The organism is Pedobacter sp. AC212 (assembly GCF_979258625.1).
In genome coordinates this window covers 4789592-4804918 of record NZ_OZ409870.1, presented here as the reverse complement: position 1 = coordinate 4804918, position 15327 = coordinate 4789592, and the positions used below count along the sequence as shown (strand labels likewise).

At 39.8% G+C, this 15327-nt stretch carries 17 protein-coding genes and 1 tRNA gene; 17 read left to right on the top strand and 1 reads right to left on the bottom strand.

What is annotated here, in order from left to right; genetic code table 11:
- Position 1: 1 nt before the first annotated feature.
- From ACZZZC_RS20575 to ACZZZC_RS20505, 15 genes are all read left to right on the top strand, one after another.
- Positions 2-664: a hypothetical protein gene (locus ACZZZC_RS20575; protein WP_463488070.1), complete on the top strand. Its 663-nt coding sequence runs from the start codon at positions 2-4 to the stop codon at positions 662-664.
- The gene (locus tag ACZZZC_RS20570; protein ID WP_090985775.1) at positions 661-1326 is read left to right on the top strand and encodes a hypothetical protein; all 666 of its coding nucleotides are present in this window, start codon (positions 661-663) and stop codon (positions 1324-1326) included. Before ACZZZC_RS20575 ends, ACZZZC_RS20570 begins: the two co-directional genes overlap by 4 nt.
- A complete protein-coding gene (locus tag ACZZZC_RS20565) occupies positions 1323-1988 on the top strand; it encodes a hypothetical protein (protein WP_090985773.1) in 666 nt (221 codons plus the stop codon). Before ACZZZC_RS20570 ends, ACZZZC_RS20565 begins: the two co-directional genes overlap by 4 nt.
- Positions 1989-2000: 12 nt before the next feature.
- Positions 2001-2777, top strand: coding sequence for a hypothetical protein (locus tag ACZZZC_RS20560; RefSeq protein ID WP_463488069.1), 777 nt, complete (start codon positions 2001-2003; stop codon positions 2775-2777).
- An 11-nt stretch (positions 2778-2788) separates the two neighbouring features.
- The gene (locus ACZZZC_RS20555) at positions 2789-3937 is read left to right on the top strand and encodes a plasmid transfer protein (RefSeq protein ID WP_090985769.1); all 1149 of its coding nucleotides are present in this window, start codon (positions 2789-2791) and stop codon (positions 3935-3937) included.
- 17 nt (positions 3938-3954) lie between these two features.
- Positions 3955-4569, top strand: a complete 615-nt coding sequence (traK, locus tag ACZZZC_RS20550; protein ID WP_090985768.1) for a conjugative transposon protein TraK — start codon at positions 3955-3957, stop codon at positions 4567-4569.
- A complete protein-coding gene (locus ACZZZC_RS20545) occupies positions 4547-4975 on the top strand; it encodes a hypothetical protein (protein WP_090985766.1) in 429 nt (142 codons plus the stop codon). The genes traK and ACZZZC_RS20545 overlap by 23 nt, the downstream gene beginning before the upstream one ends.
- Positions 4976-4985: 10 nt before the next feature.
- Positions 4986-6182, top strand: a complete 1197-nt coding sequence (gene traM, locus ACZZZC_RS20540) for a conjugative transposon protein TraM (RefSeq protein WP_090985764.1) — start codon at positions 4986-4988, stop codon at positions 6180-6182.
- A gap of 6 nt (positions 6183-6188) precedes the next feature.
- Positions 6189-7028 (top strand): conjugative transposon protein TraN, encoded by an 840-nt coding sequence (gene traN / locus ACZZZC_RS20535; RefSeq protein WP_090985762.1) that lies wholly within the window; start codon positions 6189-6191, stop codon positions 7026-7028.
- Positions 7029-7038: 10 nt separating this feature from the next.
- A complete protein-coding gene (locus tag ACZZZC_RS20530; RefSeq protein WP_090985760.1) occupies positions 7039-8997 on the top strand; it encodes a type IV secretory system conjugative DNA transfer family protein in 1959 nt (652 codons plus the stop codon).
- Between the two features lie 4 nt (positions 8998-9001).
- A complete protein-coding gene (locus tag ACZZZC_RS20525; protein ID WP_159435272.1) occupies positions 9002-9490 on the top strand; it encodes a M23 family metallopeptidase in 489 nt (162 codons plus the stop codon).
- Between the two features lie 61 nt (positions 9491-9551).
- On the top strand, positions 9552-10361 hold the full coding sequence (locus ACZZZC_RS20520; protein ID WP_090985758.1) for a DUF4099 domain-containing protein: 810 nt from the start codon (positions 9552-9554) through the stop codon (positions 10359-10361).
- Between the two features lie 51 nt (positions 10362-10412).
- On the top strand, positions 10413-11210 hold the full coding sequence (locus ACZZZC_RS20515) for a hypothetical protein (RefSeq protein ID WP_090985756.1): 798 nt from the start codon (positions 10413-10415) through the stop codon (positions 11208-11210).
- A gap of 139 nt (positions 11211-11349) precedes the next feature.
- Positions 11350-11544 carry a hypothetical protein gene (locus tag ACZZZC_RS20510; protein WP_090985754.1) on the top strand — a complete coding sequence of 65 codons (195 nt, stop codon included), beginning with the start codon at positions 11350-11352 and terminating at the stop codon, positions 11542-11544.
- Positions 11545-11587: 43 nt separating this feature from the next.
- Positions 11588-13201: a recombinase family protein gene (locus ACZZZC_RS20505; protein WP_090985752.1), complete on the top strand. Its 1614-nt coding sequence runs from the start codon at positions 11588-11590 to the stop codon at positions 13199-13201.
- On the opposite strand, the gene ACZZZC_RS20500 is transcribed toward ACZZZC_RS20505, so the two are convergent.
- Positions 13161-13234: transfer RNA gene (locus ACZZZC_RS20500), tRNA-Met, on the bottom strand. The two genes, ACZZZC_RS20505 and ACZZZC_RS20500, sit on opposite strands and share 41 nt — an antisense overlap.
- Positions 13235-13370: 136 nt before the next feature.
- Here ACZZZC_RS20500 and ACZZZC_RS20495 point away from each other — a divergent pair.
- Both ACZZZC_RS20495 and ACZZZC_RS20490 read left to right on the top strand, forming a co-directional pair.
- The gene (locus ACZZZC_RS20495) at positions 13371-13751 is read left to right on the top strand and encodes an START-like domain-containing protein (protein ID WP_029284154.1); all 381 of its coding nucleotides are present in this window, start codon (positions 13371-13373) and stop codon (positions 13749-13751) included.
- 29 nt (positions 13752-13780) lie between these two features.
- A complete protein-coding gene (locus tag ACZZZC_RS20490; protein ID WP_463483824.1) occupies positions 13781-15205 on the top strand; it encodes an LptF/LptG family permease in 1425 nt (474 codons plus the stop codon).
- Positions 15206-15327: the final 122 nt, after the last annotated feature.

Below are 15327 nucleotides of genomic sequence, written 5' to 3'. Positions count from 1 at the left end.
CATGAAAGTATTTCTAATTATTTTTTGTGCTTTGTTATGCGGTAGCATAAATGCACAGACTCTTTATGTTGATCCGGTTACTTCCGCGGCCATTGCAGGCCATTCAGGCGTAATAAATAGGCAGCTCGACCGTACAAATGATAATCTGAGCCTCATTTCCAGGGGACAGCTGTTGGTAACAGGTCAATTGGTTGTAGTCAATGATATGCAGGACAGGATTTACAGGGGATTGACCGAGGTATCTACAATACTTAACAACCTAATGTCGGTAAAGGAGATTACAGATATTGGACTCGATATCGTTACCGATGTAGAGAAAGCCATGGAACTTGGAAAGTCCAATCCCATATTATTACTCTTTGCCGAGCAAAATGCGCGCGAGTTCAGAACCAGGGCAGTAAGGCTAAGTTCGGAAGTTGGTGCATTTGTGCTCAAAGGTGGCCGTGATAACCTAATGGATGCTGGTGAACGTTCCAAATTGCTAAACCATATTGCATCAGAGATGCGTATTCTTAGGGGCACCTCTTATGGAATGCACCGGGCAATGTATTGGGCAAAGGTGAGGGGGATTTTTGCTTCCCTAAACCCGTGGTCTGACTGGGTCAATATGGATGTCCGGATTGCCAATAGTGTTCTGTCGACTGCTAAATACCTGAAAAGATGAGGGCGCTGATTCTATCATTAGCTTCTTTTTTCTGTATACAGATTAGCGAAGCTCAACAAAAAGCACTTAATATTCCCGCAATCCATCAGCTGGTTTCTGATTCCAAAAATGAGCATGAGCGGCAGTCAACGGCAAGGGATAGGCAGGCGGTAAACAGTATTAACGAAGAAGCTAATAGAACGCTTTTAGCGCGGTTCAAAAATAGATACCGGGAATTACAATCACATTTTAATTCCATCGGTACTGCCATTGATCTGCTTGACATCGGAACCCGTGCGGCACCCATGGTCAGTCAGATTGCAAAGGATCAGTATAGTTTATATGAACTGGCTGGAAAAACGCCTGAACTTTTACCATTCGTGCTCCAGACAGAAATTGATCTGCTCGAAAAATCGAGAAATCTGCTTTATTATTTAGCAGGGCTTACGGCCAGTCTTGGTGCAGTAAATCAAATGAAGTCATCGGACAGGAGAATCCTCTTTGACCATATAATTTCGGAACTCTCAAATTTAAGAAATCTGGCAGTCGGACTGGTCCAAACTTTTAATTATGGAAATATATTCGCTTCAATTCGTAAAGCTAATCCCTTTTCTGGTTACGTCGAAATGGATAGGGCAATTGTTAAGGATATTCTCCAAAACGCTAAATACCTCAAAAAATGAAACGAATATTTTATATAGTGCTTTTTGGCCTGAGTTCATTTAGGCTCTCAGCGCAGCGGATAGTTATCGATACACGGCATCTTGCAACAGTAAGCGAAAACGCTGTGGCCAGAAATGCCGCTGAAGTCAGCCATAATGAACTGCTGAACAAGATCAATAAATCCCTGGACAACATTAATACCAATAGTTCAAGCATTGTAATTGCACAGAGCATGATCTATTCTTCTCTTTCCAACGTAAATTCTGCATTGAAAAATGGACTGGCCTTAAGGGATATGTATTCAGTGTGTGAGGAGATCATTGGCTATGGCAGGGAAATGAGTAAGCTAGCCGTAAACGAACCTTATCTTGTACTGTTCAGTGAGCAGATCATCAAAGATGTAGGAACACGCAGTGCCAAAATGATGACAGAAGTTTCAGACTTTGTGCTCAAGGAAGATCAAAATATTCTGATGGATTACAATAGCAGGGATAATCTGCTTACGGGTATCCGAAGCGATCTACAGATTATTCGCGGCTTGGCATACGGTGCATGGAAAGCAATGTACTGGGCAAAGGTTAAGGGAGTGATGAGTATGCTCAATCCATTTCAAGGTTACATTAACCGCGACCGGCAGATTGTAGCCGATATCATCTCAAAGACCAAATATCTCAAAAAATAACACTTAGATATAATGAAGAAGTTATTGGTTTTAACATTGCTGTTGTGTGAAAACATGATAGCATATTCACAGAAACAGATCAAGGATGAAAGTATCGTTAACCAGCAGGAACGTATGGTCTTTAAGCAGTGGGATAGAAAAAAGTTTACACCCACATCTGGTTTTTTAGGGCTAAATCCTTATTACTGGCTAACCTGGGGGTTACATCCCAACTATCCCAAAACGGATCTCAGGCCATTAGGCCCATTTGGGCCACAGACCCAGCGGTTGGGAGCCGTGACCGGTATGCAAGGGATCGATAAAAAATATGAGCTTCATTCTGATACCCTTGCCCAAACTGCCCTATTACAGATTGCGGGGATGTCGGGAATCCTTTCCACAACCGATCCTCTGTGGATACTCTATTATTCCAGGCAGCTGAAAGGGGTAACTGACTTCGATCCAAAAGAACTTTTAGGTAGGGTTCCTCCAAATGCCAGAGAAAAGATCATTGCCAGCGGAAGCCTCAACTGGTATAGCAGGGAGATCGGTATCCTTGCTGAAAGACTGGAAGCGGCACGATCGACAACGCTCGAAAGGGGCGCTAGGATCTTATCTTATCACCGATTGCTCAGTGAATTCCGCAAACTATCGGCGCTCTGGACCGATAAAGTAATTGCCACTGCCCGGGAACCTGCAAAAGTTAAAGTAAGACAGGATCTTATCGGGCAAGATGTAAAGATAGAAAACTGGACACCGGAATCCGATATCAGGATTGCGCGGGAGATCCTTCAGAAAAGAAAGTACTAAATCAAAGGAAAATGAAAAAGATTTTATTGTTTGGAGTGGTCATGATGTTGGCCACTGGTTTTGCAATGGGACAAACTACCGACTACCGCAGATCCTTTGAGTTTCTGCAGGGTAACGGAGTGTATGAAGAAGGAGTGATGGTTATACTCAGAGGGCTTAAGGAATCTATATGGACACATTTCGATATGTTCATTGCCGATGCAAAAGCACTAGCGGCGATATTCATGATCATTTTTTTTGCAATCAAATCTTATGAGATGATCGCTGGAGATAAAAAACTGGAGATTATGCCCTTATTGCGGCCCTTCGGACTGGTGATGATCATACTCTGGTGGGGGGCGTTTGTCAAAATGGTCGCTTTCCCAACTGATCTGGTAGCTGCGAGAACCGAAACTATGTTCAACAGTGAGCAGGCAGAGGTAAACACGCTTAGACTCATTCGGGCCGATTATATGCAGAAGGTTGCCAATTCCCTCTATAGTTTTCAGGCTGAGACAGAAATGGCAGAAAAAGAATCCGATACTTGGATGGGGAGGGCTTGGGATTCCGTGACCAGTACGGTCAAGGAAGGGATGTCGACAGTGGTCAGTCCGGTAATAGAACTGAAAAACCGCTTAAAAATTGGTATGCAGTTGCTGCTTACCCAATTGCTTGAACTGTTAGGGATATGGATACTACGGCTGGCAACCTATGTGATCTTTATGATCCAGATTATTTATTCCACCATTCTTATTATTCTTGGACCATTTGCAGTTGCAGTAAGCATACTTCCCGCTTTTCGGGATTCTTTGAGTACCTGGATCGCTCGTTTCGTGTCTGTTAACCTTTATTTGGGAATTGCATATCTGATTATGTATCTGGTAGCGTTGCTGCAAAAATACGCTATGACCTCTGAGATCAGCAGGTATAAGGAGCTGATCGGAGAAAACGGAGATGCCGCCAATTTAGAAAAAATGGCCTGGTTTGCAGGGAATGGGATTCTATCCTTTGGTACCGTGATCTTAAGTTTTCTGATCGGTGCCATCTGTATGTTTACTGTCCCTAGTATCTCCACCTGGATTATCTCGACATCTGGTATCAGTTCAGCCGCATCAAATTTTGGCCGTGGTTCACAGACCGTTGTCGGTATTGCTAAAAAAGCCACTGGCAAATTCTTTTAAATCTAAATCCACCAACTATGATCATTAAAAATATCGAATCTAAGATCCGGCTGGCAACATTTGTATCTATAGGAAGTCTGGCCTGTGCTTTTCTGATCTGTATTTCCATTGCTTTTTTCGCTTATAAACAGATTGAAGTCGCAAGAAAGAGTATTTACATCTTTGAAAATAATGTACCAGTATTGGCCAGGCAGACTGATGAACAACTGATCAGGCCGGCAATCTATAGGGGACATGTAGAGCTTTTTCATTCACTGTTCTTTTCTCTAACACCAGATGATCGTTATATCGATTACCAGATGAAAAAGGCCATGTATCTAATTGATGAATCGGGAATGCAACAGTACCTAAACCTCAAGGAAAAAGGTTATTTCAGCTCTATACTTTCCAGTAGTTCAGTACTCACTTTACAGACTGATTCTATTTTTATAGATGTCAAAAAGAAATTTTTCCGCTACTATGGGAAGCAGCGTATTGAGCGCAGAAGCTCAATTGTTACCAGATCGCTAATTACCGAAGGGTATCTACGGGACATTCCGAAAAGCGACAATAATCTATATGGAGTGCTTATCCTTTCCTGGAAAACGCTTGAAAATAAAGATGTAGAAAATGTTCAGAAAAATCCGATCTAACAGAGACCCCGGCATAACGGTTTCTGCCGAACTCTATCAAGAATTCAGGCCATACCTGACACTAATCCGCAGAAAAACGGTGCGTTTTTTACGGGCACACCCCAGGCTGGTATTTACTCTGATGGTTGCCCTGATTATCTTTTCATTGCTGTTTTCCTTTGGCCTTTTCAGTTCTGACAATAAGTTGGATGCAAAAGCTAATAATCTCCACAGCCAGCATGGGAGTGGAAAAAATCCGCAGTCTATTGACGACGGATTGTCAAAGATCAGTAGTACGGGTGCAAAACTGAGAAAAACGGTAGAGATCAAAAAACAGGTCGATTCAGTATTGGAGAGGGCTGAGCTGAACAATATGGATACGCTTTTTTTGGAAGCTAAACTAGAGGAGCTAAAGAGGCTTCGTTAATCACAATGTTATGAAAATAAATTTTAAAAAACCACGGTATATAATCCCATTGATTTCCATCCCCTTCTTATGCCTTTTCTTTTATGTATACCAACAGAGTGCATCTAAAAAACAGTCGGGCAACCTGAAGGAGGATATGAATGGTAATCTCACTGAAATATCAGACCAGGTCCGCGAACGGGGCTTATCCGATAAATTAGAGGCTTATAAGAACAGTTACAAAGAGGCAGATGGTTATTCAGCGATTAAAACAGTTAGTGAAGAGCAATTGCCACAGGCAACGATGGCCAGTTCATATTCTGATCGGGAAAAGCAAAAACTTGATTCAATCGAAGAATCGATCAAAAGACAAGCTTACATGCCCAGGCAACTGGAAAATAAATCATATCCTGTTTATTCTGCAGGTAGGTCAGAATATAGTGTTGGTGGCAAGCCTGAGGATCGGGCAGTAGCACAGGCATTGGCAAGTCTGGCGGAGGCCAGGAGTAGGGAGAAACCATCGCCGAATAATATATCAAAGGAAACAGATCCTATGGATCTTTTCAAAAAACAGATGGCTTATGTGGACAGCCTTCAGAAAGTGAATGATCCTGACCATATTGCCCGGCAAAAAGAGAAAATGATAGCAGTGGCCGGATCGGCTAAAGAAGAAAGAACTCTTCAGGTTTCGAAGATTTCTGCACCTACAACCGAATTCAACACGTTAACAGCTTTCGAAAACCGGCCAATGATCACTGCGATCATCGATGAGGATATAACTGGTTATTCCGGTTCACGGATAAGGCTCAGGTTACTTGACCAGGTTTATGCAGGAAAATCACTTTTACCAAAAGGTACTGATCTATATGCCAGGATCAGCGGTTTCTCTGAACAACGTGTGCAGTTAGAGATCAGTTCTGTGATCTGCTCGGGAAAGATCTTGCCGATAAAACTATTGGTTTATGATACGGATGGTTTACCTGGTCTATATGTTCCTGCATCAGCTTTCAGGGAGTTTTCCAAAGGCCTGGGCTCAAGCCCTGTTCAGGGATTTAACACCATGGGCAGTTCCCAGAATCAAAATGAATTCGTAATGAGTACAGTGGATAAACTGTTCCAGTCTACTTCATCGGCTATTGCCAATCTGGTTAGAAAAAACAGAGCCAAATTAAAATTCAATAATCAGGTATTCCTTGTCGATCCACATGATCTGCAAGAAAAAAATTAAAAAGACATGAAAAACAATATTCTAACTATTGTCCTGTTATTCTTGATGGCAGGGACGCTTTCTGCCCAATCTATGGGCAATACAATTGGAGCATCCATTGAGGTCCCAAAAATTTATATCAAACGAACATTAACGCTACATTTTCTTGCTCCGGAAAAAATAACATATGTGGATATTCCAAAGGGGCTCGTTGGTGATCTTCCTGATAAGAACCTGCTAAGAATTAAGATGCTAGATTCAACCAAGTTTAAAGATGGTTATATGGGTGTCCTAACTATCATGGGAGAAAAAAGGATCAAACAGTATGCAATCATCTTTGATGATCGGCCGGAAACGGCTTTCAGTTCTTTGATTGATATCTCCTTTGGCGAGATGAGGGCAGTTGAAGCGAAAAGTTCAATAATCTCTAGTGCCGAACTTGACAGTATTTCCAAAAAAATGTTCGAGCACAAGCCATTCGATGCGGAAGTAAGAGAAAAGAAAAATGGAATCAGGGCAATACTGAATGGCATCACCACTGTTGGACAGTACCTGCTTTTGGATATTAGCTTTGATAATGCGACGAAAATTCCATACGAGATTGATGTGTTAAGGATGCACATTGAAGACCGAAAACAGCACAAGGCAACAACTGTTCAGTCATTGGATGTTGTTCCGATATCCAGCTTTAGAGATATTCCAATCTTTGAAAAAAGCTACCGGAATATATTTGTCTTGCGCAAATTGACCTTCCCGGATCATAAAATACTTAATATTGAATTATCAGAAAAACAGATCTCGGGTCGATCTATTGCCTTTAATATCCGCTATTCCGACATTCTAAAGGCAAAGAAGATCAGCAGGTAAAAAACGGAGTATGGAAGAGTCGAAGGAAATTCAGAAACTACATGGTTTCCTGCAGTGTCTGATCTATTTTGCAATTGCGTTAGAGATAAGCGTTTTCGTATATCTGGGCGCCCCATTTTGGGGGATATTCAATATGGGTTTAGAGAAGGTGAAATCAATCATTATATACAAAGAACTGATTTACAGCAAACTTTCTGTACTGTCATTGATCTGTCTGGTCAGTATTGGTACGCTATCCAAAAAAGAGTTAGATTTTGATCCTAAAACAAAAGTTGTTTATCCTTTAACCTTGGGACTCCTTTTTTATTTTGGCAGCATATTTTTTTATGGAAGACCTAGCAGCTTAGTATTTTCATATACTACGGTAACCAACCTGACCTATATGTTTCTGTCGTTGATTGGGGCGGTAATGATCAGTGTGTCGATGGATAATATCTCAAAAATCATTAGATCGGGACTTGGTAAGGATAAATGGAATGTTGAAGCTGAAAGTTTCATGCAACAGACCAAAAAGATTGAGAATCCTTACTCGGTAAATATACCGATGCTTTTCTATTACAAAGGAAAAGTAAGAAAGGGGTGGCTAAATCTGGTGAACGTTTTTCGTGCAACGATTTTGATCGGGACACCTGGGTCAGGAAAATCCTTTTCGGTTGTAAACCCTTTTATCAGGCAGCTGATTGCCAAGTCGTTTACGGTCTGTTTATACGATTTTAAGTTTCCAGATCTAGCAAAGATCGCATATTACCACTTTTTGCAGGGAAAGAAAAAAGGCTTGTTGAAGGATTTTAGTTTTCATGTCATCAACCTGACGGATGTCGAAAAAAGCCGGAGGATAAATCCATTCCGGTGCGATTATATTACTATGTTGGCGGACGCTTCAGAGACAGCAGAAGGAACCGTGGAAGCATTAAAAAAAGGCGATAAGGCCAGCGGGAGTGACGCTTTTTTTACCCAATCAGCAATCAATTTTCTTGCATCATGCATTTATTTTATGAGCAGATATGAAAACGGAAAATATTCCAGTCTTCCACATGTGATGGCTTTTTTAAACCGTTCTTATCAAGAGATTTTTTCAGTACTTTTTACCAATCCTGAATTGGTCTCATTACTATCACCTTTTAAGTCTGCATTCGCCGCGAAGGCCTTTGATCAGCTGGAGGGACAGATCGGAACGCTAAAAATATTTATGAGCCGTATGGCTACAAAGGAAACATTTTGGGTGTTTTCCGGGAATGATTTTGATCTAAAAATTTCGAATCCGAAATCTCCGGGAATTTTAGTAATGGCTAACGATCCCAATACACAGAATATCAATTCTGCATGTTATTCGGTGGTAATCAACCGCCTTACACGGCTGATTAATTCGAAAGGCAACCTTCCTTCTGCAATTTTACTAGATGAAGGTCCCACGCTTTTTGTTCACCGGATCGAGAACCTGATTGCAACGGGTAGATCCAATAAAGTAGCCGTATTAATAGGAATGCAGGAATTGCCCCAGTTCAAACAACAGTATGGAAAAGATACCGCAACAACCATCACTTCCGTAGTTGGCAATGTGCTGTCCGGTTCGGCGAGGAACAAAGAAACGCTTGACTGGCTGGAAAGAATTTTCGGTAAATCGAAACAGATCGGAGAAAGCATTTCTATCGATAGGAGCAAAGTGTCGAAATCAATCAGCGAAAAGCTGGAAGTTTTAATCCCAGCTGGCAAAATCACTACCCTTGGCGCAGGAGAGCTTGTGGGGTTACTTGCCACGGATGCGGATGATAAATATACGGGTGAGTATGAAACCTCAGCTGTAAACTGCAAAATAAACCTGGATCTCAAAGAAATTAAAAAGGAGGAAGAAGGATATGTTGAACTGCCGGATTTTTACGATTTTGGAGGAAAGAAGGAAGAAATCCTCACACGGAATTTTTTGCGGATCAATAAAGAAATCGAATTATTGGTCGCTGGTTTTATGTAGTGTTATGTTTATCAGTGCTAATGGATACGGGGCCATTCAGGATACTGTTTCTTCTAAAAATTGTTATGCGACACTTCCGCTTAAAGTGTTTAAGCTAAATTCTGGATTTGGCTTTAGGCTTCATCCCGTTACCGGCGAAAAAAAATCATTTCATAAAGGGATTGACATCGCAGCAAAAAATGAAATTGTCTGTTCTGTTCTAGATGGACAGGTTGTTAAGGTTGGATATACCCCGATAATGGGAAACTTCGTAACAGTGAAATATGGTAACTATACAGTTTACTATGCACACCTTTCAAAATTATATTGTGTGGTAAACCAAAACCTTTATACGGGATTTCCAATCGGTTTAAGCGGATCGACTGGAAGAACAACTGGCGAACACCTGCATTTAACAGTGCAGCATAAAGGTCTGCCGATCAATCCACTTTATTTCTTAGCAGATATACTTTTTAGAAATGATAATGAGCTTGAGCAGTATCTGAATCTGTAGTTCAAAAAATTGCAGCAGTTGCTGCCCACATAATTTAACCCAAACTTTTAAATACACCCATATGCAGTATTCAAATTTGAATGTGCGCGATCTTCCTGTTGAGGATTTGCGCGAACTCGGACTATTTAAGGATGGGGAGATTAATCTTCCCAAGAACGATATCGATGCATTGCTCTCTGGCATGAGGACTAGCTTAATCAAGCTAAATAATGTCATTCACAGTGGTGTCGAAGTGCAGGAGATGAACGTAAAGCTTTCTCTTGCCAAAAATTCAGATGGAAAAGCGGAGCTTTTAGTTCACCCGGTATACAAACAATCAATTGCGCCGAAAATTATTTCATCAACGGAGGCAGATGATCTGATTACCGGACTTAAAGCAAACCTTATCAAAGAAACCGTTGAAAATGGACAGAATAAAAAACTGATGGTGGAATATGACTGGGACACAAGGGAGTTCATTGTGACTGATACTTCAAGATTACGCGTTCCCGAAATGGTGAATGGTATACCACTAACACCTTATCAAAAAGAGCGTTATGCCAATGGCCGCCAGATTGAAATGCCTGATGGGACTACCTTTCAGGCCAGTAGCGCTACTCCGGATGGAATCCGTTCCAATAGGTTGGCGCTTGTCGTCTCTCTTTTGATGGACGGTGGAATATCCTACCTTCTGCTAACAGGTCTAAAAGCCATGGTTGGCGATCGGGGACTGTTGCCGCAGAAAGATGAGCGGAATGAAAATTATCATAAGGCCCTTCAGGCAGCGGCCGCGCAGAAGTCTACGGTTAAGAACCCTGAAGAAACAACCTCAGCCATATCCAATAATAACGAGTATTCACGTGGATACGGCAGATCAGGGGTGTCGAGATAATCCTGTTCAAACAAAATAATTAAATGAATTTTAACCTTAATTTTTTCAATTATGAATGAGAATAATTTGGAGTACTTACAGAATACATTGAAGTACTTAGGCTTTGGAGATTCTCTTAATGCAGATCTAAAGGAGTCAATTGCACATGGCCCCGTGGGCTTTAAAATCCAGTCTCCCACCAAGGAGATGCCAGATCCGGCTAAAAGATATGAGCCGGAGTTTGGTGATAAGATGACATACGTACTTAGTTTTTCAAAAAGTAAGGAAACCGACATGTATTTTTTTAATAGCTATGAGGCAACACTGAAAAAAGCGGACACAAAGGATCTTATTTCGCAGACCTTTTATATCAATAAAGGGAAAGGAGTTACAGCCAAAGAAAGTTATAACCTGCTGTCGGGACGTGCTGTAAATAAAGATGTTGTTTTAAAGAGTGGCGAAAAAGCGAACCTTTGGCTTAAGTTAGATTTTACCGAACATACTCCAGAGAAGGGTTACGCAATAGATCCTTATGGTAAAAATTATGGCTTTAGTCTTAAAGAAACAGTAGAAACTTTTCACATACTTAACATGGAAAAGCTAGGATTTAAAGATCAGTTGCTCAAAAGTCTTGAACGGGGTAATCTTCATGAGGTATCCTTCATGAAAAATGGAAAGGAAGTAACTGGCTTTGTTACAGCTAATCCTAAGTTTAAAACACTTGATTTCTATGATCGTGATTTAGGGGAGATCTACAGTAAAGCTGTAGACCGCAAGGAACCGGTATTAAAAGAGGAAAAGGAAAAAGAATATGCTCTCGAAGGCGCAATAGAGCCAAAAGTCGAAGAAAAAAAGGGTCGGGGTAGGTAATCACTAATTCAGGTTTGTAATAATGCAGGGGGCTTTTAGTCCCCTGTCTTGTTGTATATGATGTTTTTTAATATCATGGTATCCTATCTGTTGAAACAAATATTTTAATGAAGTAGCTAGCTACTATAACTTAATCAGTATGGAAAGTCAATTAACTGTTGAAATGATTCTAAGACACCACGATCTTACGGTTGAAGAAGTTCTGTCACTACCATTATTCGCAAATTTTACTGTTGATGAAGCAGAAGATCTAATATTAACTGTGAAAAAATTTTCGATTATTGTATTTAATGCCCATCAAAAGTTAGAGAGTGATGATGGAAAAAGCGATTGATTATTACTATATTAAGTGATATACATTAAGGTAAAATTATTATATGTCAGATGTTTTATTTTTTGATTCTTTCGCCAAGGGAAAACAACATAAGCAAGTAACCCGGAGTAAAGAATGTGTTATTTATACCAGAGTGAGTGGTAAAGACCAGGTTGATAACCTCAGCCTAGGTACTCAGCTTAAAGCCTGTACGTCGTACGCTGAAAAGTTTGGTTTCGATATCATGGCCCAATTCGGAGGTACCTATGAGAGTGCGGAGAATGATGAAAGAAAACAATTTACAGCAATGTTATCTTTTGTTAAAAAATATAAAGGAAAAATTTCCGCCATATTAGTTTATAGTCTTGAACGTTTTTCTAGAAATGACAATTCTATTTGGTTAAGTGGTGAACTCAGGAGGTTAGGGATTGAAATTATTTCTGTAACGCAGCCAATTGACACTTCAAATGCATCTGGTCAGATGCAACAAAAATTACTTTTTCTTTTTGGGGAATTTGACAACCAGTTACGCAAGCAAAAGTGTACAGCAGGTATAAGGGAAATGCTGCTACGTGGCGATTGGCCAACCAGTCCCCCTCTTGGTTTTGATATTGATAAATCAGGAAATCGAAGAAAGATAGTGGTCAATGCAAAAGGTAGGTTATTACGTCAGGCATTTGAGTGGAAGGCCTATGAAAATGTCTCCAACGAAGTTATTCGTGACCGTTTGGCGCTGAGGGGATTAAAATTGATCCATCAGCGGATATCTGAAATTTTTAGGAATCCATTTTACTGTGGTTTAATGGTTCATAATATGCTGGAAGGTAAAGTAGTTGAGGGAAATCATGAAAAACTCGTTCCTAGAGAATTATTCTTAAAAGTTAATGGTTTGTTAGATACATTGTCACATGGATTCTCAATCAATGAGGAAAATGTAGATATACCACTTAAACGGTTTATGGTCTGTGCTGAATGTGGTAGGCCTTTAAGTGGGTATTTAGCACGTAAAAAAAATATTCATTATTATAAGTGTAAAACCAAAGCATGTTGTAATAATAAAAATGCTAATGATTTAAACAGAAGGTTCGAAAGGGTTTTGGAATTTTTTAAAATAGAAACGGCAAAAGACTATTTAGAATTAATAAAAAATCAAGTGGTGGCAACCTTTAACCAATTAACTAAACATAAGGAGACAGACCTTATACAGTTGGAGAATAGCTATAGAGAAATTAAAAGTAAAGTAGATCGTCTTGAAGAAAGGTATATTGAGGAGGAGGTTAGTAATGAACTTTATACTAAGTATCATGAAAAATATTCTCAAGAAAAATATGAAATTGAGCGTAATTTAATGACGCTATCAAATAAAAGTTCGAACCTAGTAAAATGTGTCGAATTAGCGATCGAATATGCCACTCAACTGCCTTCTAAGTGGGTTTCTGGTGATTATCATACTAAGCAACAATTGCAATCATTACTATTCCCTAAGGGTATAAGTTATGATAAGAAAAATGATAAAGTTCGAACCAAGGAAATCAATTTTGTGTTTTTGTATATAGCTTATTTTCAGCAGGTTGTCCTTAAAAAGCAAAGAGGCATACCAGAATTGGATCTGAATTATGCCTCTTTTGCCGCTTCGGTAGCGGGGAGCAGGATCGAACTGCCGACCTCAGGGTTATGAATCCTGCGCTCTAACCATCTGAGCTACCCCGCCGGGTAAAAATATTTGCTTATATTATCAAATATTTAGGTGGTTATTTTTTGGAGTTGCAAATATAGAATAAATTACCTTTCTTTAGAAAAATAAAATAAAAAAAATACGTCCGGATATATTCTGGTAATGAATTAACATGGCAGAAAAGAAAAAATTTACGCTTGAGTACGAGGTTAAATCTTCACCACGAATTTTGTATAGCTTTATAAGTGAGCCAAATGGCTTATCGCAATGGTTTGCCGATGATGTAAATTTCCGTGATCAGGTTTACACCTTCACTTGGGACGACGAACAGCTTAAAGCAAAGCTTGTGTCTATCAAAGAGAATAAATTAGTGAAGTTTAAATGGCTTGATGATGAGCCGCAGTGCTATTTCGAAATGGAAATTGTGCAGGATGAACTTACTAATGATGTTGCTCTTGCCATAACCGATTTTACCACCGATGATTTGTTGGCTGAGAAAAAATTGATTTGGGATAACCAAATTGACTATTTGATTAGCGTTTTAGGTGCATAGTTTAACGCTGCATTGCTTACCTTTGTAGGGTGAAAAAAATACATCTTCTTCTTATTAAAGCATTCATTAGGCCTTTCCTTGCCACATTTTTTGTGGTGATGTTTATTCTTTTAATGTTTTTTCTATTTAAGTGGATTGATGATCTGATTGGTAAAGGCTTCGAATGGTACACCATTTTGGAACTGATGTGTTATGCTTCGGCAGCCAATGTAGCCATGGCGTTGCCGCTCTCTGTACTGCTTTCTTCTATCATGACATTCGGAACGCTGGGTGAGAATTACGAACTTGTCGCCATTAAATCTGCAGGAATTTCCCTTCAAAAGGCCATGAGGCCACTCTTTGTGGTGATTATTATGCTCACCATCGGCTCTTTTCTGTTTTCAAATTATATGCTTCCAAAAGCCAATTTGAAATTTAGCTCATTATTGTACGATGTTAGAAATAAAAAGTTGGCCTTCTTGATCAAGCCCGGGGTCTTCAATAATAGCATTCCTAATTATTCCATTCGCGTGGATGCAAAAGATGAGGATGGAACGCTACATGGCATCATGATTTATGATCATAAAGGTACCAACGGCATTCCAAAAGTGATCATGGCCAAAGAAGGGCAGATGAATAAAACTACTGACGGCAAATTTTTGGTCTTAGAGCTTAAGGATGGCGTTCAGTATGAAGAGCAATCTAATACCAGCGGAGCTTACAATCCCCGGCAAGTTTTATATCGAAGCAGATTTAAAGAAACAGCGCCGAAATTTGACTTGTCATCTTTTGAAATGAACAGGACTGATCCGAATGCTTTCGGAAACAGCACCCCAATGTTAAATTTGAAAGGCATTGTTAGAAAAAGAGATTCATTAACGAAGCAACTTGATACACTTAACAGGCAATCAAGCCGTGTGGCAAGCAATACCTTCAAACAATTTAATACCACGAAAGGATATACAAAAGTAAAAATTGCCCCTATTGTTATTGGCGAGATTACTTTAAAATCTATTCCTAACGGAAGTAGAAAAACAGCAGTTGATAATGCATCGAACATCGTTTCCGGGATGGTGCAAAATCTTTCGAACACGGCTCCCAGATATGATGATTTGATGGGTGAAATTATCTTTACCCGGGTAGAATATCAACGTAAATTTACGCTTGCCGCCTCTTGTATCCTGCTGTTCTTTATTGGTGCTCCTTTGGGTGCTATTATCAGAAAGGGCGGAATGGGATTACCTGTGGTTATTGCTATTTCCTTCTTTTTGGTCTATCATATCATCACGACGGTGGCGGAGAAATCTGCTAGGGAAGGTAATTTGAACCCCATATTTGCCATGTGGATTGCCGTTATTGTGCTATCGCCATTGGCTGCATTTTTAACTTATAAAGCCACTGTTGATTCTGCACTGTTTGACGTAAACTATTATAAACAGTTTTTCAAAAAACTCCTTCGAATTAAACAGAAATAAGCCCAAATATCATTTACTTCCAGATGATATTTATTTCATCAAATTGCTCATTTAGATTGTACCTTTGTACCTGTAAAACATTAGCGAAATAACCTGTTTTGGGCGAAGCTAATGTTATTACC